The sequence below is a fragment of the Alphaproteobacteria bacterium HT1-32 genome (genome assembly GCA_009649675.1).
Lineage (GTDB): Bacteria > Pseudomonadota > Alphaproteobacteria > Rhodospirillales > HT1-32 > HT1-32.
Genome location: WJPL01000001.1, coordinates 2,281,548 through 2,300,359, shown reverse-complemented (window position 1 = coordinate 2,300,359; position 18,812 = coordinate 2,281,548). Strand labels below are relative to the sequence as shown.

General features: G+C 57.3%; 22 protein-coding genes and 1 other RNA gene. 9 read left to right on the top strand and 14 right to left on the bottom strand.

Annotated elements, in window-relative coordinates; translation table 11 throughout:
- Nucleotides 1–42: 42 nt before the first annotated feature.
- Nucleotides 43–624 carry an acyloxyacyl hydrolase gene (locus GH722_10980; protein ID MRG72297.1) on the top strand — a complete coding sequence of 194 codons (582 nt, stop codon included), beginning with the start codon at nucleotides 43–45 and terminating at the stop codon, nucleotides 622–624.
- Nucleotides 625–633: 9 nt separating this feature from the next.
- On the opposite strand, the gene GH722_10975 is transcribed toward GH722_10980, so the two are convergent.
- From GH722_10975 to GH722_10965, 3 genes are all read right to left on the bottom strand, one after another.
- A complete protein-coding gene (locus tag GH722_10975) occupies nucleotides 634–1,251 on the bottom strand; it encodes a phosphohydrolase (protein ID MRG72296.1) in 618 nt (205 codons plus the stop codon).
- On the bottom strand, nucleotides 1,235–1,936 hold the full coding sequence (locus GH722_10970; protein MRG72295.1) for an ABC transporter permease subunit: 702 nt from the start codon (nucleotides 1,934–1,936) through the stop codon (nucleotides 1,235–1,237). The genes GH722_10975 and GH722_10970 overlap by 17 nt, the downstream gene beginning before the upstream one ends.
- A gap of 80 nt (nucleotides 1,937–2,016) precedes the next feature.
- Entirely contained in the window at nucleotides 2,017–2,745 is a 729-nt protein-coding gene (locus GH722_10965; GenBank protein MRG72294.1) for an ATP-binding cassette domain-containing protein, read from the bottom strand.
- A gap of 243 nt (nucleotides 2,746–2,988) precedes the next feature.
- On the opposite strand from GH722_10965, the gene GH722_10960 reads away from it, so the two are divergent.
- Nucleotides 2,989–3,756: a transporter substrate-binding domain-containing protein gene (locus tag GH722_10960; GenBank protein ID MRG72293.1), complete on the top strand. Its 768-nt coding sequence runs from the start codon at nucleotides 2,989–2,991 to the stop codon at nucleotides 3,754–3,756.
- Between the two features lie 72 nt (nucleotides 3,757–3,828).
- On the opposite strand, the gene GH722_10955 is transcribed toward GH722_10960, so the two are convergent.
- Complete coding sequence (locus tag GH722_10955) at nucleotides 3,829–4,314, bottom strand: winged helix-turn-helix transcriptional regulator (protein ID MRG72292.1); 486 nt, start codon at nucleotides 4,312–4,314, stop codon at nucleotides 3,829–3,831.
- 99 nt (nucleotides 4,315–4,413) lie between these two features.
- Nucleotides 4,414–5,226, bottom strand: a complete 813-nt coding sequence (locus GH722_10950) for a TSUP family transporter (GenBank protein MRG72291.1) — start codon at nucleotides 5,224–5,226, stop codon at nucleotides 4,414–4,416.
- Between the two features lie 123 nt (nucleotides 5,227–5,349).
- On the opposite strand from GH722_10950, the gene GH722_10945 reads away from it, so the two are divergent.
- Nucleotides 5,350–6,927, top strand: a complete 1,578-nt coding sequence (locus GH722_10945) for an AAA family ATPase (GenBank protein ID MRG72290.1) — start codon at nucleotides 5,350–5,352, stop codon at nucleotides 6,925–6,927.
- A 43-nt stretch (nucleotides 6,928–6,970) separates the two neighbouring features.
- Nucleotides 6,971–7,342: a hypothetical protein gene (locus GH722_10940; protein MRG72289.1), complete on the top strand. Its 372-nt coding sequence runs from the start codon at nucleotides 6,971–6,973 to the stop codon at nucleotides 7,340–7,342.
- 87 nt (nucleotides 7,343–7,429) lie between these two features.
- On the opposite strand, the gene GH722_10935 is transcribed toward GH722_10940, so the two are convergent.
- The 4 genes from GH722_10935 to GH722_10920 all read right to left on the bottom strand — a co-directional run bounded on the left by GH722_10935 (nucleotide 7,430) and on the right by GH722_10920 (nucleotide 11,112).
- The gene (locus tag GH722_10935) at nucleotides 7,430–8,644 is read right to left on the bottom strand and encodes an argininosuccinate synthase (protein ID MRG72288.1); all 1,215 of its coding nucleotides are present in this window, start codon (nucleotides 8,642–8,644) and stop codon (nucleotides 7,430–7,432) included.
- An 80-nt stretch (nucleotides 8,645–8,724) separates the two neighbouring features.
- Nucleotides 8,725–10,059 carry a hypothetical protein gene (locus tag GH722_10930; GenBank protein ID MRG72287.1) on the bottom strand — a complete coding sequence of 445 codons (1,335 nt, stop codon included), beginning with the start codon at nucleotides 10,057–10,059 and terminating at the stop codon, nucleotides 8,725–8,727.
- Between the two features lie 14 nt (nucleotides 10,060–10,073).
- The gene (locus GH722_10925) at nucleotides 10,074–10,469 is read right to left on the bottom strand and encodes a rhodanese-like domain-containing protein (GenBank protein MRG72286.1); all 396 of its coding nucleotides are present in this window, start codon (nucleotides 10,467–10,469) and stop codon (nucleotides 10,074–10,076) included.
- A gap of 61 nt (nucleotides 10,470–10,530) precedes the next feature.
- A complete protein-coding gene (locus tag GH722_10920) occupies nucleotides 10,531–11,112 on the bottom strand; it encodes a TetR family transcriptional regulator (GenBank protein ID MRG72285.1) in 582 nt (193 codons plus the stop codon).
- Nucleotides 11,113–11,292: 180 nt separating this feature from the next.
- Here GH722_10920 and GH722_10915 point away from each other — a divergent pair, with 180 nt between their 5' ends.
- Entirely contained in the window at nucleotides 11,293–11,847 is a 555-nt protein-coding gene (locus GH722_10915; GenBank protein ID MRG72284.1) for a pyridoxamine 5'-phosphate oxidase, read from the top strand.
- A 14-nt stretch (nucleotides 11,848–11,861) separates the two neighbouring features.
- Here the strand turns inward: GH722_10915 and GH722_10910 are convergent, their stop codons facing one another.
- From GH722_10910 to GH722_10895, 4 genes are all read right to left on the bottom strand, one after another.
- Entirely contained in the window at nucleotides 11,862–12,962 is a 1,101-nt protein-coding gene (locus GH722_10910; GenBank protein MRG72283.1) for a sorbosone dehydrogenase, read from the bottom strand.
- A gap of 86 nt (nucleotides 12,963–13,048) precedes the next feature.
- A complete protein-coding gene (locus GH722_10905) occupies nucleotides 13,049–13,558 on the bottom strand; it encodes a xanthine phosphoribosyltransferase (GenBank protein ID MRG72282.1) in 510 nt (169 codons plus the stop codon).
- 39 nt (nucleotides 13,559–13,597) lie between these two features.
- Nucleotides 13,598–14,380: a histidinol-phosphatase gene (hisN, locus tag GH722_10900; GenBank protein ID MRG72281.1), complete on the bottom strand. Its 783-nt coding sequence runs from the start codon at nucleotides 14,378–14,380 to the stop codon at nucleotides 13,598–13,600.
- Between the two features lie 27 nt (nucleotides 14,381–14,407).
- Nucleotides 14,408–14,953, bottom strand: a complete 546-nt coding sequence (locus GH722_10895; protein ID MRG72280.1) for a c-type cytochrome — start codon at nucleotides 14,951–14,953, stop codon at nucleotides 14,408–14,410.
- 131 nt (nucleotides 14,954–15,084) lie between these two features.
- Here GH722_10895 and GH722_10890 point away from each other — a divergent pair, with 131 nt between their 5' ends.
- Nucleotides 15,085–15,831: a 3-deoxy-manno-octulosonate cytidylyltransferase gene (locus GH722_10890; protein MRG72279.1), complete on the top strand. Its 747-nt coding sequence runs from the start codon at nucleotides 15,085–15,087 to the stop codon at nucleotides 15,829–15,831.
- Between the two features lie 179 nt (nucleotides 15,832–16,010).
- Nucleotides 16,011–17,099 carry a prephenate dehydratase gene (locus GH722_10885; protein ID MRG72278.1) on the top strand — a complete coding sequence of 363 codons (1,089 nt, stop codon included), beginning with the start codon at nucleotides 16,011–16,013 and terminating at the stop codon, nucleotides 17,097–17,099.
- Nucleotides 17,100–17,108: 9 nt separating this feature from the next.
- Here the strand turns inward: GH722_10885 and nudC are convergent, their stop codons facing one another.
- Nucleotides 17,109–18,008, bottom strand: a complete 900-nt coding sequence (nudC, locus tag GH722_10880; GenBank protein ID MRG72277.1) for an NAD(+) diphosphatase — start codon at nucleotides 18,006–18,008, stop codon at nucleotides 17,109–17,111.
- A 147-nt stretch (nucleotides 18,009–18,155) separates the two neighbouring features.
- On the opposite strand from nudC, the gene GH722_10875 reads away from it, so the two are divergent.
- Nucleotides 18,156–18,638 (top strand): hypothetical protein, encoded by a 483-nt coding sequence (locus GH722_10875; GenBank protein ID MRG72276.1) that lies wholly within the window; start codon nucleotides 18,156–18,158, stop codon nucleotides 18,636–18,638.
- Nucleotides 18,639–18,685: 47 nt separating this feature from the next.
- An RNA gene (ffs, locus tag GH722_10870) (signal recognition particle sRNA small type) lies at nucleotides 18,686–18,786 on the top strand.
- The last annotated feature ends 26 nt before the right edge of the window (nucleotides 18,787–18,812 follow it).

Below are 18,812 nucleotides of genomic sequence, written 5' to 3'. Positions count from 1 at the left end.
TTATCGGTCGTAAGATGCCGCCAGAAGATGATGGGGAAGACGATGTCATTTTTAAGAAATGGTATTCTGGTTGCGTTGTTCACGGTGATCTCATCATCACCGTTACTTGCGCAGCAAACGCAATCCGGTCAGCAAACTCCGGTTCAGACCGCGCAGCAGACCAGCGCGCCTTCGGGCAAGGAAGATCCGAAATTCCTCAACTTTTCTGCCGGCTGGTTCGACATGAACCGCCAGAAGGATCAGGCTGCCGAGTTCCGGCTGGAATATCACCACGACGAACGATTCTGGATTTTCAAACCCTTTGCCGGTGCCATGGCCACATCTGACCGGGCAACCTATCTCTATGGCGGGGTGAAAATTGACGTCTATGTCGGCAATCGCTGGGTCATTACGCCCTCATTCGCACCGGGCTGGTACCGGCGCGGTGGCGGTCACGACCTTGGCTATGCCCTGGAATTCAGGTCACAGCTTGATGTCGCCTACCGGTTCGACGACCGGTCCCGTCTCGGCGTCTCTTTCGGGCATATGTCGAATGCCAGTCTGGGTGATACCAACCCGGGAACCGAAAGCCTGATGCTGAATTACACGGTGCCGCTGGGCCATTTCGAACGACTGTTCCGGTAAGATTCCCGGCTATTCCCGGAACGCCCGGGCGAACACCCTTTCAACAATCGGCTCGAACACCTCAATCGGGGCTATCGGAAGTGCCGGGTTGATCGTGTTCTGATCGTACTTCCTGACAAATTCAGCGGTCCATTCAAAATACGGATGCCCGCGCCATTGCTCCCGTTCATCCGGATCGATGGAGGGATCAGGAAAATCACCGAAATGCGCCTGCTGAAAAATGGCGTGATGACGCAGCATCCAGACCTGGCGTTCCGGCAGATAGGGTGACATCAGATCCGCTGCAAAGCATCCATGCGATGCATTACAGACAATGAAGCCCACATCGTGAAACAGGGCGGCCACCACACTTTCCTCGTCCAGCCCGTCCTGCAGACAGAGTGTCGCGGATTGCAGGCAATGCTGATAATTGTTGATCTGATAACCGAAGGTCGGTGCATTTGCCGACGCTTTGAGAAGATCCAGCGCCTGTTTCGCCGCCTGATCTTTCAGATAGGCTTCCCGCTGCGCATCCAGCGTCGCCCAGTCCTGACGGGAATAGAATTCCAGCGCCGGCGTTGTAACGAACGTCCAGTCCGGGTCCAGCAGCTCGGCTGGTTTTGCCCTGAAATCATCGGCCACTTTCATCTGACCCCATCTTCTTCTCCAGCCGGCGCACGCCCCAGGAAACCACCAGTACCAGCACCAGATACTCGATCACCAGAAAGCTGTAAATTTCCAGCGGGCGGTATTCATTGTTATTGATGTCGTTGGCTCGCCGAACCAGTTCATCCAGCCCGATAACCGAAGCCAGCGCCGACATCTTCAGAATATAGACAAACTGGTTTGCCAGTGGCGGCAAAACCCGGCGCAGCGCCTGCGGCAGTATGATGAACCACATTTTATCGGCATAAGACAAACCAACAGCCTCGGCCGCCTCATGCTGTCCGCGGGCAATTGACTGTATACCGGCGCGGAAGATTTCAGCCTGAAACGGTGATTCACACAGCACCAGCGCAATCACGGTCGCCGCAAACGGGTCCAGCCGGATATCCAGCAAGGCAGGTAATCCGTAATAGACCCAGATCAGCATCACCAGCAGCGGTATGGCCCGGAACAGTTCGATATAACCACGGGCAACCATCCGTGCGCCGGGATTGACGGACATATTCATCAGTGCAGCCACCAGACCGATCGCCATCGACAGCACCATGGCGATGATCGAAATGCCAATGGTGATCCACAACCCGCCTACCAGAAACTTCATGTTCACCGCGCCCTGCGGTGTGGACGGATTGATGACATACCAGCCCATCGACTCATGACTGGTCATCCGCCAGAGAAACCAGCCGATGAAGATCAGGGCCAGACCAAGTATCCAGTAATCAGAGACAATACTGCGTCTGCGCATGATCAGTGTCCCAGAATCTGGCCGAGGAACAGACGTGCCCGCTCGGTCTTCGGCTGACTGAAGAAATCTGCCGGTGCCGAGGTCTCGACAATCTCCCCGCCATCCATGAAGACCATCCGGTCGGCCACGGTTTTGGCGAAACCCATCTCATGGGTCACACAGATCATGGTCATGCCATCACGGGCCAGCCCCTCCATGACATCCAGCACCTCAGCAATCATTTCCGGGTCCAGTGCGGATGTCGGCTCATCAAACAGCATCACCTTCGGGCGCATGCAAAGTGCCCGGGCAATGGCCACCCGCTGCTGCTGGCCGCCGGACAGTTCCAGCGGCTTCTTGTGCGCCTGATCCGGTATCCGGACACGTTCGAGATATTCCATTGCCAGTTTCTCGGCCTCCGGTCGCGACAGCTTCCGCACCCGAATCGGGGCCAGTGTCAGATTGTCCAGGATGGTCATATGTGGAAACAGATTGAACTGCTGAAAGACCATCCCGACCTCGGCGCGGATCTGCGCCAGATGGCGGTCATCTTCATCCAGTGTGACACCGTCGACCACAATCTCACCGGCCTGATGCTGTTCCAGCCTGTTGATGCAGCGAATCATCGTCGATTTGCCAGAGCCCGACGGACCGCAAACCACCACCCTTTCTCCGGGCGCTACGGACAGGTTGATATCCTTCAGGGCCTGGAAATCACCAAACCATTTGCCAACGCCAGACAGGCGTATGATCGCCTCAGACCCGCTGGTCATGCTGTCTCCCCTGTTACCCCTGACCGCATTGTGACCTGCCTGCGGCTGTACCGCAATATTGTGCAGCGCAAAAGCGCCCGGGAATCTTTGACTCCGCCCCGCGCTCACCGGAAGATCATCCAAGGCAAGGTGGTCGGGTCCGGATTGAACCGGTGGGGGGCTGCCCAATGCCCCCGTCTGAAACACCGGCATAATGGAGGCTCTACGGTGAAAAAACTTTCCATGCTTGCGGCTGCGGCTGCAATGATTGCGATCTCGCTGCCTGCAATGGCGCAGGATTCTGCCCTGAAGAAAATTCTGGAAACCGGCACACTCCGGTTCGGTACAACCGGTGACTGGAATCCGATGAGCCTGCGTGATGCAGCTTCCGGAGACTACAAGGGATTTGATATCGATATCGCCACGGAACTGGCGAAAGATCTTGGCGTGAAACTGGAATTCGTGAAGACCGACTGGAAGACACTGGTGAACGGCATCGTCGCCGGACAGTATGACATCACCTCATCGGCTTCGCTCAGCGCCAGCCGTGCCAGGGTTGCCGGCTATTCCGAAAGCTACTTCGAACTCGCCAGCGTACCGCTGACCCGCAAGGAACTGCTCAGCAAGTTCAGTGACTGGACAGACATCAACAAACCGGATGTAACCGTCGCCACGACCTCCGGCACAACGCAGGAAGCCCTCGTAAAGGCGATCTTCCCCGATGCAACGATCAAGGTCATCGAAGCACCTGCCCGCGATTTTCAGGAAGTCCTGTCCAAACGTGCAGACGTTCATGTCACATCAAATATCGAAGCGGCGACGCTGGTAGAAAAGTATGACCAGCTGGCCATTGTTCCGGTGCAGGAACCGGTTGCTCCGACACCGGTTGCCATGTTGATGCCGCAGGCCGATCAGGTCTGGATCAATTACGTGAATCACTGGATTGCACTGAAGAAAGCCGGTGGCTTCTTCACCAAGACGGCCGCCAAATGGGGTCTCGCAACCAAATAGACGATACCCTTATCCCGGCTGTCAGATCACTGATGGCCGGGATACCGGTCTCCGGCCTTTCTATCTGGCCGGTCAGTCTTCCGGGCCACCCATATCAATGGGCACACCGGGCTGGTCCTTGGAAGTACGGATCGTCTCGAACGTTGTAACCGTGGCGACATGCGGGGCCGAGGTCAGACGCATGGTGATATCGTCACGCTGTTCCTTGTCGCGGGCGACAATCTTCAGCATGAAATCCCCGCCGCCCCGAATCATGTGACATTCACGAATCTCCGACCATCCGGAGACGGCCTGTTCAAATTCGCTGAGCACAGTCTGTGACTGGCTGTCGAGCCCGACCAGCGCAAAGAACATCTCCTTCACGTTGAGCATCCCGGCATCAACTTCCGCATGATAGCCCCGGATGAAACCGGATTCTTCCAGTGCCCGCACACGACGCAGACAGGGGGGCGCAGAGATACCGGCACGTCGTGCCAGCTCCACATTGGTCATACGCCCGTCACGCTGCAGGTCTTTGAGGATCTGAATGTCGATGGAATCAAGCTTTTCGCGATGCACGCGCAGTCTCCGATACGAAAGGAATTGCGAAAGAATATTGCGATCCGGCCAGCCAAACGCAACATCATTATCAGCTTTTATTCGCTGTCGGGTGCCTATTTATCCCTGACCAAGCAGCGGCGGGACCATCAGCATCAGCCCGCCAAAGACAATCACCACATCAAAAATCAGATCATGGCTGGTTGCTGACAGCCGGTCAGCAAGCCATTTTGCCACAAGGGAGCCAGGCGTCGCCATCACACCGATCAGGATAGCCACCAGCCACAGCGACGGCGGCAATTCACCGGCACTGTAGAAAACCCCGGTCTTGAACAGCCCAAGGAAGGTCGAGATGGCAGCATCGGTTGCGATTACCGCCTTACCGGACAGCCCGGCCGACATCAGCATCGACAGCAACATCACCCCGCTGCCCGTTGTCCCGCCCATAAGCAGCCCGTAACCAAAGCCTGAAATAGCCAGCCCCCGTTCACTCAGTTTCAGGCGAACGGCTTTCATCAGATGGCGCAAGGGTACCAGACTGATCAGCATCCCCCCGATAAACAATTGCGCATGCTCTCCCCCCAGCAGGGAAAACCCGAATGCACCGAGCATGACCGTCGGTATGCCAACCACGGACAGAATCACCGCTTTGCGACGATCCAGATATTGCCAGAAGGTAATCAGCCGTGTCGGATTGGTGATCAGTGATGCCATCGCAATCACCGGCACGACAGCCTCTGCACCAATCAGTGGTACCAGTATCAAGGGCATGATCAGCCCTGTGCCATAGCCTGCAACACCACCCAGAACCTGCGCGCCAAAGGCCACCGCGGCGATAAGAAACAGGTCGGCAAAAGCGAGGGACAAGGAATGATTCGATTCATGAAAAAGGCGATAAGGGGACTGACACCAGACCGTGGCGACCAGTTCCATATAAAATCATTCAAATAGCCGCATTGTCACCCGCAGAAAGCAATCAGCATTTATTTAGGCGCCGGGCTGTGATCAAAATCACTGCAATGAGTTTGTTTGACTCTATTCTGACCAGTCAGGGTCATGAAATATTACTTGGGAGGCGTTATGCCGGTTTTCTCGGATGCGGACCTGTTTCGCCGCATCGCCGTCGAAAACCCCTGGTGGGCTGATACCCAGTCTGCCGGTGAAGCGACACGTGGACTCGGCGCCCGCCGCCTGTTCGATGTCGTGCTGCGCGTTGTCGCCGACCGCAACCGTAAGGATATCCCGGTCATTGTCGGCCCCCGACAGACTGGCAAGACCACAATCATCCGACAGGTCATTGCCCGGCTGATCGCCGCCGGAGCTCCCGCCCGGTCCATTGTCTATCTCTCCATGAAGCGCCCCGCCTATTCAGATGTCGAACCGGCGGCCATGATCAAGCTGTACCTGTCGCGTCTGAAAACCGATGTGACCCCGCAGCCGCTGGTTATCTTTGACGATGTTCATTACCTGAAAGACTGGCGGATCCGGCTGACAGAGCTGATCGACCTGTTCCCCAGCGTGCGGTTTCTTGCGGCAACATCTCTGGGAGGCCCCACCACACGGGGAGATGCAGACAAACCCGACCGGACAATTGATCTGGCTCTCCCGCCACTGAGCTTTCAGGAATTCCTGACCCTGCGCGGTGCCGAAGAAGGCCTGTTCCGCTCACGCATTGATCAGGACCGCAACAAGACCATGCTGTATCTGGACCAGCGCGGGGTCGTGCTGCTGAATGAACAGTTCCAGCAATATCTGAATCTCGGCGGCTTTCCTGAAGTTGCCGCCGACCGCCGGTCGACTGCACATGGTGTGGCCGACAAGCTGGACGAGATCGCGGACCGGCTGCTGTCATCGGAATTGCCCGGACGGGTTGGCATTCAGGACACCCGGGAACTCCAGCGCCTGTTCTCACTGCTGGCCTGGCAGACCGGGGATGAATTTTCCATTGATGGGCTAGCTCAGGCTATTGGCGTCGCCAAGAACACCCTGAAACGCCAGCTTGATTACCTTGAATCAGCCGGGCTGATCCGCCGGACCCACCGGCTGGATGAAGATGGCCAGCGATTCCAGCGCGCCGTGACCTTCAAGGTACATCTGACAGCACCGACCATGCGTGCCGCCCTGTTCGGACCTGTCGGTGTTGAAGACCCGGTCATGACAAAAATCGCCGAGACTGCCGTTATTGGTCAGTATCTGTCCGATCCGAATCTTGACCGGGTGATGTATGCCCGCTGGACCAGCCGCAATATAGACGTTGTTGTCTGTGACCCCGTCACCGACAAACCGACCGAGCTTTACGAAATCATCTGGGAAGAAAGCGGTCTCAAGGAAGCCCGGCGCTTCACCGCCCTGACAGGTTTCAAAAAGCGGAATGAAGACGTTCTGAAAGTTCAGGCACTGACCCAGACCACGGCAGGTGGTGCCAATATATCCGGTGTCGATATCCGTTATCTGCCGGTTGCCGCCTACTGCTACTGGGTCGGCAAACAGGTCTCAGACCGTCTCGCCGACTATTATCTCGGCCCGGGAGCCAGTGCCGCTGCCTCAGAACGCCGCCCTGCCCCGGTCATCGCTTCTCCGCAACAACAGACCGCAGCCGCCGGTGGCGGCCTGTTCGACCCCGCTGCGGAGTAAATTGAACCGGCTGCATTTTCATGTCGTTTTCAGGAGGGATTGAATGAAGAAATTGCCCTTTTGGTTTATGGCTCTGGCCATCCTCTATGTCATAATCGGAATGGCTTACGGCATTCACATGTCTGCCATTGGTGATCATGTGACAGCACCTGCCCACGGCCATCTGAACCTGTTAGGTTTCGTGATGGGCGCAATCTTTGCCTTCTACTATCATCTGGTCCCTGCGTCCGAGGGCAGACTTGCCTGGGTGCACTTTGCCATCCATCAGGTGGCCGTTGTACTGATGTTCCCCGGCGTCATCCTCGCCATCGAAGGTCAGGGAGAAGAACTGGCAAAAATCTCATCACTGCTTGCCCTGATTGCAGCGCTGGTCTTCGCCGTAGTGCATTTCCGACGCGGCAGAGCAACTGCGTAATCACCGGGTTGACCGAAGACGGTGCCAGCACTGTCGTCTGTCCGTCAATCACCCCCAGCCATTGGCTGGGGATGATCAACCCGGAGGTCAGCCCTGAAGTCGGCCACGCAGACGCAGACGCAGCGCGTTCAGCTTGATGAAGCCTTCCGCGTCATGCTGGTCATAGACCGAGTCTTCTTCAAAGGTCACCACAGCCTGATCATAAAGGCTGTAGGGTGAGCGGCGGCCATCAACGATGACATTACCCTTGTAGAGTTTCAGGCGAACGTCACCGGCAACCTTCTTCTGGCTTTCGTCGATCAGTGCCTGAAGCATTTCCCGCTCTGGTGAGAACCAGAAGCCGTTATAGACCAGTTCCGCATAGCGCGGCATGATCTCGTCTTTCTGGTGCATCGCACCCCGGTCAAGGCACAGCGTTTCAATGGCCCGGTGAGCCTTCGATAGGATGGTACCGCCCGGTGTCTCGTAAATGCCACGGGATTTCATGCCGATGAAACGGTTCTCGACGATGTCTTCCCGGCCAATGCCGTTCTTGCCCGCCAGTTCGTTCAGCTTCGTCAGCAGTTCCGCCGGGCTGAGTTCAACGCCATCAACGGCAACTGCGTCACCGCGTTCAAAAGAGACTGTGACGAATGTCGGCTCATCCGGAGCCTTCTCCGGCGAGACCGTGCGCAGGAACATGCCTTCTTCGGCACCGACCCACGGGTCTTCCAGTGCACGGCCTTCATAGGAAATATGCAGCAGGTTGGCATCCATCGAATAAGGCGGTTCGTCTTCTTTGTCGCGGGCGATGGGAATCTGATGATCCCGGGCATATTCCATCAGCTTGGTGCGCGAGGTCAGGTTCCACTCACGCCAGGGGGCAATAACCTTGATGTCCGGGTTCAGGGCATAATAGCCAAGCTCGAACCGGATCTGATCATTACCCTTACCAGTCGCACCATGGCAGACAGCATCTGCACCGGTTTCACGGGCGATCTCGATCTGGCGTTTGGAAATCAGCGGCCGGGCAATCGAGGTACCGAGCAGATAGGTGCCTTCATAAAGCGCATTGGCGCGGAACATCGGGAAGACGAAGTCGCGGACGAATTCCTCGCGCACATCATCAATATAGATGTTCTCTTCCTTGATACCCATCAGGCGGGCTTTTTCGCGCGCCGGCTCGACCTCTTCACCCTGGCCGAGATCGGCGGTGAAGGTCACAACCTCGCACTGATATTCGTCCTGCAACCAGCGCAGGATGATCGAGGTATCAAGACCACCGGAATAGGCGAGGACGACTTTCTTGACGCCTTTGGACATGGCGCAGCTCCTGTTAGATGGGGATTACGTCTGGGCGGCGGAGTATAGGCAAGATGCGCCCGCCGACAAGCCTTGTAACGTCACGAAGTGACCGTATAGAGCGCAACTCTGCCGGTTTTACCCCGTATTTCGGCTTCTCCGACAGCCCGGAAGGAGAACCCCTCACCCGCCTGCTGCACGGTCGTCTCCGACAACAGGATATCCGTCCCATATTCCTTGTTCATGCTCTCAAGCCGGGCGGCCAGATTAACCGCGTCACCGTGGACCGTATAATTCTGCCGCCCCCGGCTGCCGACACTCCCCGCAATCAGTGGTCCTGTATTGACGCCAACCCGCACACGCAGGCTTTGCCCGGCGAACTGCCGCCCCGAGACGGCACCACAAATCGCCAGCGCCGCCTGCACTGCGTTGGTGGCATGAGCTTCATCCTCGACCGGGACATTGAAAGTGGCCAGCACCGCATCACCCTGAAACTGGTTGATCACACCGCCATGCCGGGCGATCGCATCGGCTGCCACATCGAAATAGACATTCAGCATATCAACAACCTGCTCCGGCTTCAGGCTCTCGGCGATGGTCGTGAATTTTGCGATATCAACGAACAGAACGCTGGCCTCCCGTTCAACCGGTGCCAGCGTTCCGCCTCCGGCGATGAGGGAATCTGCGACAGCCGCCGGCACATAGCGACCGAAGGTCCGGTTGACCACTTCCCGTTCCCGGTCACTCTCTGCCTGACGGCGAACAACAGCCCGTGCCCGGCGGGTCGCCAGCATCAGCAGCAGGGTAACCAGTATCAGGGCAATCGCTTCCTGCGCACGCGACCCAAATCCGATGAAGTGGTCGTCAAAAAATATCGCGAGATACTGTTCGCGGGTGGCCCCCACCGGGATATCCCGCCAGTCGACAACACGATCCATCTGTTCGACGATCCGAACCCAGGGGACGATCCAGGCAAAAGTGGTACAGATACCGGTCCACAGCACCAGCCCCGGTGAATAGGCGAAAGCCGCCGCTGCAATCAGCAGAACCAGCCAGGGAAACACACCGAACCGGTACAGCATCACCGGCTCCAGCCCCGGCGCGAGAAGGCTGAGATCAGTGAAGGCGATGCACAGGCCCAGCATCAGCGCATCAATGGTCGCGAACAGATATTTGACCCAGCTGTAATCATAGCGCGAGCCAAGCAGTTGCAGATGTATCAGACCGATACAGACGAAGGTCATGACAACGGCAACGATAATCAGGTTCTGCGGATAGTTTCGGGACAGCCCAAGCCAGAGGCCGATGATCAGGAGGACAATCGTCCGCCCGATCATCGCGGCTTTCAGCCCGCTTCGTTCCTCCTGCCGGAAGACAGCAGCCAGATGCTGGTCACCATCATGTCCGGAAAAGAAGGTATTCAGGCCCTGAAACAAGCGAAGCCTCCGGCTCAGCTCTTACGCTGTTTTTCTTCAACCGGCCCACCGGCTTCCGTCCAGGCACCAAAGCCACCATCCATATGGCAGACGCGGGGCACACCCATATCGGTCAGCTGTTTGACCGCCAGCGCCGAGCGCCAGGCTGCCGCACAGAAAAACACCAGCTTTTTGCCGGTACCGAACACCTCTTTGTAATAGGGGCTTTCCGGATCAACCCAGAATTCCAGCATACCGCGCGGCGTATGAACGGCACCCGGAATTGTTCCGGTGCGCTCCAGTTCCCGCACGTCGCGGATATCAAAGAAGGTCACATCCTCGTCACCCTGTAACTTCAGTCCTTCTTCAACCGTGATGGTTTCGATATCGGCCATCGCCTCTTCAACCAGCTTCTTGTAACCCTTCTTCAGCGTCATCTTGGTTCATCCCTTGTTAGACTGACCGGGACTATAAGCGGATCACGGGGAAAGATCAGCCGGAACCGACAAGCATTGTGGCAATTCGTTTCGCCCGCCCGGCTTCTGCCCGGCCTTCACCATCAACCAGTGCCCGTGCGGTTGCCCCCTCCAGCAACAGCAGCAGATCATCAGCCAGCCCGGTTGCATCGGGAAGGGATGCGGCCACGGCATTCTCAATAAAAAACCGGCGATACCATCCCTTATGGTCAGATGCAGCCTGACGTACCGCGTCATGAGACACCCCGAGCTCCCCCACCGCGCGGACAAACAGACAGCCCCGAAACCCATCACTTCCGAGCCAGTCAGCCAGCACGTCAAAAACCGCCAGCAGACGCGATGCCGGATCATCCGCCCGTCTGTTGACCCCCTCCATAACCCATGCCGTCAGATCCTGATGCCGGCGTTCCAGCACCGCCTCGATCAGGGCATCTTTCGACGGAAAGTGATTATAGAGGGTCATGCGGGCAATACCGGCCTCCGCAATAATGGCATCGATACCCGCACCATTATAACCGTCCTCATTAAACCGGGTCTGCGCCGCTGCCAGCAACCGGTCCCGCGCCGGAGACGGCCGCCTGCCTGATGAAACTGCCATTCAGTTTACCTCATGATTTTGTTACTTGAATATATAGACCGGTCTGTCTACTTTCAAACCTGAAAACGAAAACAGGAGGCGGTTGTGCCGACAACCCAGGCCTATGTAAGTGATATCGCCTTTACGCCCGCCGTAAAGCAGGAGCAGGAAAAGCGCGGATCGCGGGACGGCTATGCCCGCATGGAACAGGGGAATGGCTGGCGCAGTCTGATTGATGACGACCTTCGTGCCTATATTGCTGAACGCGACAGCTTCTATCTCGCGACCACATCATCTGATGGCTACCCCTATATCCAGCATCGGGGCGGACCGAAGGGCTTTCTGAAGGCCCTGGACGACCGGACCCTGGCGTTCGCCGACTTTGCCGGCAATCGCCAGTATATTTCCATTGGCAACTCCCGGGAAAATGACCGCGCCAATCTGTTTCTGATGGATTACGCGCACCGGCGGCGGGTCAAGATCTGGGGCCGCATCCGCTTCGTCGAAGATGATCCTGATCTTCTGGCATCACTGGCCATCCCGGACTATCGGGCGAAGGCGGAACGTGCCGTCCTGTTCACAATTGAAGCCTGGGACACAAACTGCCCGCAGCATATCACCCCGCGATTCACCGAAGCAGAACTGGCACCGACATTGCTGGCCTATGAAGGTCGTATCGCAGAGCTTTCAGCAGAAATCGAGTCGCTGAAGGCGCGATTACGCCAGAACCAGCCGGGCGACGAACGGTTCAGTTGAATCCGGGTTGTCCGTTATTTTGCCCGAACCCGGTAAATCCGCCCGGCATGATCATCTGAAATCAGCATGGAGCCGTCCGGCAGTTCGTCAATATCCACCGGCCGTCCCCAGTAGGAGCCGTCTTTCAGCCAGCCATCAATAAAGACTTCGCTGCCCAGCACCTTGCCCGTGTCATCCATTCGCACCCGCATGACCCGATAGCCCGCAGGTTCTGTGCGATTCCATGAGCCGTGCAGGGCGACAAAGGCATCCCGGCGATATTCGGCAGGCAAGTTTGACCCGCGGTAGTGATGCACGCCAAGCGGTGCCTGATGTGCTCCGAATGTCTGAACCGGTCCGGTCAGCGCCTCTGGCGGGCTGACTTTTGCAAACTGCGCGGTCCGGAAGTCGCCACCGCCAAAATAGGGATAGCCAAAATGCTGACCGCTTTTCGTTGCCCGGTTGAGTTCCTCTGACGGTTTGTCATCCCCCATGTTGTCCGCGCCGTTATCGGTGAAGAACAGATCGCCGGTTTCAGGGTGGAAGGCCAGCCCGACCGTATTACGAATCCCCTCTGCAAAAACTTCCGGGTTGCTGCCATCAAGGTTCATCCGGACAATCGTGCCCTCATACCCTTCGACCGCGCAGATATTACAGGGCGCACCAACACCGATATAGAGCTTCTCATCAGGCCCGACAGTCATATAACGCCAGCCATGATGGCGCTTGTCCGGCAGGTCACTGAACAGAATTTCCGGCGAGAATTTCCGGAGCGAATTCTGATCCGGAATGACCCAGCGCGAAACCTTGTCCTGCTCGGCGATATAAAGCGCGCCCTTATGCCAGACCAGCCCGTTGACCGATTTGAATCCCTGCGCAATCTCGATCACATCGCCGCCGCCCGAACTGTCGGCAACACCGCCAACCACGGCGCGCAGCGTCTCGCCGCGGGATCCGACAAAGATGACATCAAGTTCCGGTACAACCACCAGCGTGCGGGCGTTATCGACCTCCGCAAAACTGGTAATTTCCAGCCCGTCAGGAAGTTTCAGTTCTGACAGGCGATTCTGGGCGATAGCGCAGGCCGGAACGAGGCCCAGGATGACCAGCAGCGCGGAAATTCTTGCGAATATCATGATCTTCTCCCGATAAGCAGTTCATCAGGAGATTGTTGCCCCGGTCTGCCAATACAAGAGACAGCGCCTGAACCGTGGCCGGGAGTTTACTTCTTGGCGTGAAGGTCAGCGACTGAAGGCGCCGGACTGCGTTCCGCATCCCAGGGCAGCAGAATCCAGGTATCCTGACTGACCTCAGTAATGAAGCTGTCGACATGTGCCCGGCCTTCCGGCTTGGCGTAAACCGTCGCAAAATGTGCGTCCGGTAGCAGTTCTCGGATTTTCATGTAGGTGCGACCGGTGTCAACCATGTCATCAACAACCAGCCAGCCCTTGCTGTCGCCTTCAAAGCCCTTCAGCACATGGGCTTCTTTCTGGCTGATCTTCAGATTGCCTTCCTTCATGTCGGCATAGGAAGACACGCAGACCGTGTCGATCAGCCGGACATCCAGTTCACGGGCGACAACTGCCGCTGGTACCAGCCCGCCGCGCGCTACCGCAATGATGCCTTTCCAGGGACCAAGCTCCACCAGCCGCCAGGCAAGAGCCTTCGCGTCACGATGCATTTCATCCCAGGAAACCGGAAAAAGTTTGGTATAGCGACTGTCCGCCGACATTTTTGTCCCCTTGTCACTCGATCAACGTCATGCCTGAAATCAGCTCGACGTCAGCAGCTTGCTCACTTCCGCATGCAGTTGTTCACTGGCGCAGGCCAGTACATGCCCGTCTGAATTCAGGTCGAGCGGCTGACCATGCCAGTCGGTAATGCGCCCGCCCGCAGCCTGAATAGGCGCCAGCATTGCACAGTAATCGTAGGGTTTCATATTGGCGTCGATCACCACATCCACATGTCCGCTGGCCAGCAGACCATAGGAATAGCAATCACCGCCATAGCGGACGGTACGGGCAACTTTCCGCACACGGTCAAACCGACCGAGATCGGGGCGATCAAAACTATCGGGGGAGAAAGTATAGACGCTGGCTTCTGACAGGGAGGTCGCCGGCCGGGTACGGCAGAGCGCGCCGTTAAAGGTGGTTTCCATTCCCAGCCCGCCAACCCAGCGTTCACGCAGCACCGGCATGTCGATAATGCCCAGCAAGGGCTGGTCACGGTGCAGCAGGGCAATCAGGGTACCGAAAATCGGCATCCCCGTCACAAAGGCACCGGTTCCGTCAATCGGGTCGAGAACCCAGACGAACTCTGCGTCGAGGTTTTCGGATCCGTGTTCTTCACCGAAAATGCCGTGGTCGGGAAAGCGTTCCGTAATCAGCTCCCGCATCGCCGATTCGACTTCGCGGTCGGCAATGGTTACCGGCGACGCATCGGACTTCCGGTCGATCTCGATATCACTGCGAAAATAAAGCCGGGCAATGGGTCCGGCGGTATCCGCCAGTTCATTCGCCAGATCGATAAATTCCTGCGGGCAGGCATTGAACATAATAAAGGGCCCGCAGGAAATTTCTGTTTACTGAGGAAGCGGAACCGGACTGTCGCTCAGGGAGCGCAGATACACGATCACGTCAGCACGGTCACCAATCTTGGAAAGACCGGCAAAGCCCATCTTGGTGCCCGGAGCCCACTCACGCGGCTTCTTGAGGAAAGCGCTGAGTGATTCGAAAGTCCAGGAACCTTCTTTTCCGGTCAGGGCATCGGAGTAGGCAAAGCCCGGAACAGCCGCGATATCATGACCCACAATACCCCAGAGTGCCGGACCAACCTTGTTGGCACCGCCATTTGCCGGGTCGTGGCAGGCTGCACATTTCTTGAAAATCTTTTCGCCGGACGCAACGTCGGCTGCAGCCAGCAATGTTTCAATCGCCGGTTCAGCAACTTCCTGCGCGGCTTCACCGCCTGACGAGGCCACTTCCGGTGGTGCAAAGGCGACAATACGATCTTCGCCGCCATGACCACCTGTCGGGACCAGGACACGGCTGATAAGGCCTGCGACCATTGCAATAAGCATTGCCAGAATGACAGCGCCAAAAATCTTGTTCAGTTCGATGCCGGACATGGTTTTCCTTCAGTCTTCTGCTTGTCCCGAAACGCGCCGTTTTATACCGAACCCCATCGCGGCTGTCCAACGTCATCCGCCACCTGATTCCAGCTATTTTCACAACCGGCCCTCGCGGTTATCTTATCGGCATGACTGAAAAATCAAATCCTGTCGTTATCATCCCCGCACGAATGGCCTCCCAGCGCCTGCCGGGAAAGCCACTCGCCGACATTCACGGACGCCCGATGATCCTGCATGTCCGCGACCGCGCACTCGAAGCAGATATCGGCCGGGTGGTCATCGCCTGCTCGGAACAGGAGGTTGCGGATGCGGTCCTGGCCGCTGGCGGCGAGGCCGTGATGACCGACCCCGATCTGCCTTCCGGTTCCGACCGGGTTTTTCAGGCGCTGAAGGAAATCGATCCAGATGGTCAGCATGACATCATCGTCAATCTGCAGGGTGACCTGCCAACCATCGAGCCCGCAACAACCCGCGCAGCCGTGCGCCCGCTGGACGACCCCTCAATTGATATCGGCACTGTTGCCGTAGAAATCACCCGGCCCGAAGAACGGACAAACCCGAATGTCGTGAAGGCCATTGCCGGACTGGAAGACGGACAGACTGTCGCCCGCGCCCTGTATTTCACCCGCGCCACCGCCCCCAGCGGGGACGGCCCGCTTTATCATCACATTGGTATCTATGCCTATCGACGCGCAGCCCTGGAACGATTTGTCTCCCTGAAGCCCGGTGTCCTTGAGCGCCGGGAGCGGCTGGAGCAGTTGCGCGCACTGGAAGCAGGCATGTCTCTGGGACTCACTCTGGTAAAGGCAGCACCACTTGGTGTCGACACGCCGGAAGATCTGGAGCGGGCACGGGACGCCCTGACCCCGCGTTAATTCCTCAGGGCCTTTATCTCTGCGCCTGCCTCACTTCCCGCTGCCCCCTCCCAACCGGCCTCAAGCCCGGAACCTTTTGTGATGCCTGAGTCTGGGCGAACTGCGGGCGGTATCTCCAGACGTGAAAGAAGCTATAATATACAGTTGACGTATATTATGCATACAGATAAAACCTTCGCATGAATGGTTTCGGTCAGCGCCTCCGACGCGCACGCAAACGTGTGGGAATGACACAGCAGGATCTTGCGGTGAGCCTCAAGGTCACGCAGCCGACCGTGAACCGCTGGGAAACCGGTGCGGTAGATCCGCCGCGCCGCCGCATTGTACTTGCCGGGCGTCTGCTCGGCGTGACGCCAGCCTGGCTGGAATTTGGCGACGAGGAAAAGGTCAGTCGAATGGAAAACGAACATCAGATGCATCGCGCAGGCCGTGAAGGCCGGATCGCATATCAGGGCGTGCCGGGAGCTTACTCTCATCTTTCCTGCGCCAATGTTTTTCCAAAGATGGAACCGGTTGCCTACGCCACCTTTGAAGCAGCCTTCAACGCGGTCGAAGACGGTGATGCCGATCTGGCCATGATCCCGATCGAAAACTCGCTTGGCGGCCGGGTAGCAGATATTCATCATCTGCTGCCGAATTCGAACCTTTATATTATCGACGAGCATTTCCAGCCGGTTCAGCATCAGCTGCTGGCCGTTGAAGGTGCAACACTGGACCAGATCCGCGAAGTCCGCAGTCATGAGCAGGCCCTGGCGCAATGCCGGGATCTGGTTGCAGAACTGGGCATCAAGGCTGTGCAGCGGGGCGATACGGCTGGTGCCGCCAGCGAAGTGGCCGAACTCGGCGATCCGACAATTGCCGCGATTGCCTCCAGCCTTGCCGGTGAAACCTATGGGCTACAGTCTCTGCGTGGCCGTATCGAAGACCGGATTGGCAACACCACACGGTTTGTCGTTTTGTCCCGGCGTCGGGAAGAACCGGATCTGCGCGACGGCCCCTGCATGACCAGCCTGATCTTTCAGGTCCGCAGCGTACCGGCCTCATTGTATAAAAGCCTCGGTGGTTTCGCGACAAACAGCGTCAACATCACCAAACTCGAAAGCTACATCGTCGATGCCAGCTTCACGGTCGCCCAGTTCTATGCGGAAATCGAAGGGCACCCGGCGGAGAAGAATGTCGACCTCGCCTTTGACGAGCTGCAATATTTCTCCAGCAAGATGAAAATCATCGGCACCTATCCGAAACACCCCTTCCGTCTGAAAGGCTAAGTTGCGGGGTCAGGCTCCCTCATCCAGCCAGTCATTTATCAGGCGGCGGGAAACCGAAATGGCGCGCGGCAGATGAATGCCGACGCTTTCGGGGTCTCGCAACTGTGCGCGGGTAAACCAACGGGCGTCCTGCAACTCATCATCCTCAAGGCTGATGTCTGTCGATTCGGCCTCGCCATAGAAACCCAGCATGATCGAGGCCGGAAACGGCCAGGGCTGAGAGGAATGATAGGTTACCTGACCAACCGTAATACCGGCTTCTTCCTTTACCTCGCGACGGACCGCGTCTTCCAGGCTCTCACCGGGCTCAACAAATCCGGCAAGCGTTGAATACATCGGCGTATCCCATCGCTGATGATGCCCAAGAAGACAGCGGTCACCGTGATGGATCAGCATGATGACTGCCGGGTCCGTGCGCGGGAAATGCGGCGTCCGGCAATCCGGGTTGGTACAGGCCCGCATATGTCCGGCGTCCCGGGCTTCCGTTGGCGCTCCACAGACACCGCAGAAGCGATGGCGTGTGTGCCAGTAGACCATGGCCCGCGCATGAGCGAGCAGCGATGCTTCCTCATGCGTCAGATGCCCGCCGATTTCCCGCAGATCGGCAATCTCTGCACCAACACGTGCCGGCGCATCATCCTGCGAACTGATATCGACGGCAAAGTAAGCAGCCTCGTTGAACATTCCGAGAAAGATATAGCCGGAATCCCTGTCGAGCAGATCCCCGTCCGGCAGGTCCGGCAAAAACAATGCCTGCGGCTTATCCAGCCTCACCATCATGCTCATATTTCGCCAGACCGGAACGATACGCGCCGGGCCGGAGAGCAGGCCATCCAGTTTCGCGTGATCTGCCCTGAACTGGGCAGCACGGTCATAGACAACCTGTGAAAAGAAATTTGGATTCCTCATAATGCGAAAATTGTCACAGCTTCCGAGCAGTTCCAAGCACAGGCTTTGCATTGCTTATTGCTTGCAGATTCCCTGTCTTCTAGACTCTCGTGCGATTCGTTTGCAGGATGGTCCTGTTGCACCATGCTGTTTCTCTGGGGGACCAAGATGACCGGACGTCTGATTTCAGTCGCATTGGCCGCAGTTCTGCTGCTTGGCGCTTGTGAAAATGCTAGTGTACTGGATGAGTTCAGCGCACGCCCCCATGATGTTGCCGATCCAGCTGCGGTCATTGCTGCGGCCGACTGGGACAAGGCAACCGAGATCAAAATGACACTGGGCGCCGATTACGGTGTGGAGCCAACCTATCTGTCACTGGAAATCAACAAACCCTACAAACTGGTTGTCCGGAATTTCAACTGGACGACCCAGAGCCTTGCGGCAGACGAATTTTACAAGACCATCGCCATCAAGACAGTCACTTCAGGTGACCATAGCTTTGAACAGCCGCGGCTCGATGAACTGCTGATTCCCTCCGGTGAAACGCGGGAAATGTACTTTGTTCCGACCGAACGCGGCGTCTTTGAAATTCAGGGTCGCTTTATTCTTTATACGTCCCTCGGTTTCGTTGGTCGCATCGAGGTCGAATAATCTCGGCATTCATGCTTGCGCGTTCTGCTCACAGAGACGATATAAAGGGTGGGAGATCGGGCGGACGGGAGTCTCGCCAACCCGGTCAGGTCCTGACGGAAGCAGCCGCAACGAGTTTCCTCCCGGGTCGTTCCGGTCTCCCGCCTTCGGGCTTTTCGCAGTCGCCCCACCGGG

What these genes read in the sequence shown, in the direction of transcription:
- GH722_10970 (MRG72295.1), bottom strand. Translation starts at nt 1,936, where the DNA reads ATGACCAGTCATGAGTCGATGGGCTGGTATGTCATCAATCCGTCCACA.
- GH722_10895 (MRG72280.1), bottom strand. Translation starts at nt 14,953, where the DNA reads ATGTCCGGCATCGAACTGAACAAGATTTTTGGCGCTGTCATTCTGGCA.
- nudC (MRG72277.1), bottom strand. Translation starts at nt 18,008, where the DNA reads ATGAGGAATCCAAATTTCTTTTCACAGGTTGTCTATGACCGTGCTGCC.
- GH722_10875 (MRG72276.1), top strand. Translation starts at nt 18,156, where the DNA reads ATGACCGGACGTCTGATTTCAGTCGCATTGGCCGCAGTTCTGCTGCTT.
- GH722_10920 (MRG72285.1), bottom strand. Translation starts at nt 11,112, where the DNA reads ATGGCAGTTTCATCAGGCAGGCGGCCGTCTCCGGCGCGGGACCGGTTG.
- hisN (MRG72281.1), bottom strand. Translation starts at nt 14,380, where the DNA reads ATGTTCAATGCCTGCCCGCAGGAATTTATCGATCTGGCGAATGAACTG.
- GH722_10975 (MRG72296.1), bottom strand. Translation starts at nt 1,251, where the DNA reads ATGAAAGTGGCCGATGATTTCAGGGCAAAACCAGCCGAGCTGCTGGAC.
- GH722_10980 (MRG72297.1), top strand. Translation starts at nt 43, where the DNA reads ATGTCATTTTTAAGAAATGGTATTCTGGTTGCGTTGTTCACGGTGATC.
- GH722_10915 (MRG72284.1), top strand. Translation starts at nt 11,293, where the DNA reads ATGGAACAGGGGAATGGCTGGCGCAGTCTGATTGATGACGACCTTCGT.
- GH722_10890 (MRG72279.1), top strand. Translation starts at nt 15,085, where the DNA reads ATGACTGAAAAATCAAATCCTGTCGTTATCATCCCCGCACGAATGGCC.
- GH722_10910 (MRG72283.1), bottom strand. Translation starts at nt 12,962, where the DNA reads ATGATATTCGCAAGAATTTCCGCGCTGCTGGTCATCCTGGGCCTCGTT.
- GH722_10940 (MRG72289.1), top strand. Translation starts at nt 6,971, where the DNA reads ATGAAGAAATTGCCCTTTTGGTTTATGGCTCTGGCCATCCTCTATGTC.
- GH722_10905 (MRG72282.1), bottom strand. Translation starts at nt 13,558, where the DNA reads ATGTCGGCGGACAGTCGCTATACCAAACTTTTTCCGGTTTCCTGGGAT.
- GH722_10945 (MRG72290.1), top strand. Translation starts at nt 5,350, where the DNA reads ATGAAATATTACTTGGGAGGCGTTATGCCGGTTTTCTCGGATGCGGAC.
- GH722_10885 (MRG72278.1), top strand. Translation starts at nt 16,011, where the DNA reads ATGAATGGTTTCGGTCAGCGCCTCCGACGCGCACGCAAACGTGTGGGA.
- GH722_10960 (MRG72293.1), top strand. Translation starts at nt 2,989, where the DNA reads ATGCTTGCGGCTGCGGCTGCAATGATTGCGATCTCGCTGCCTGCAATG.
- GH722_10935 (MRG72288.1), bottom strand. Translation starts at nt 8,644, where the DNA reads ATGTCCAAAGGCGTCAAGAAAGTCGTCCTCGCCTATTCCGGTGGTCTT.
- GH722_10950 (MRG72291.1), bottom strand. Translation starts at nt 5,226, where the DNA reads ATGGAACTGGTCGCCACGGTCTGGTGTCAGTCCCCTTATCGCCTTTTT.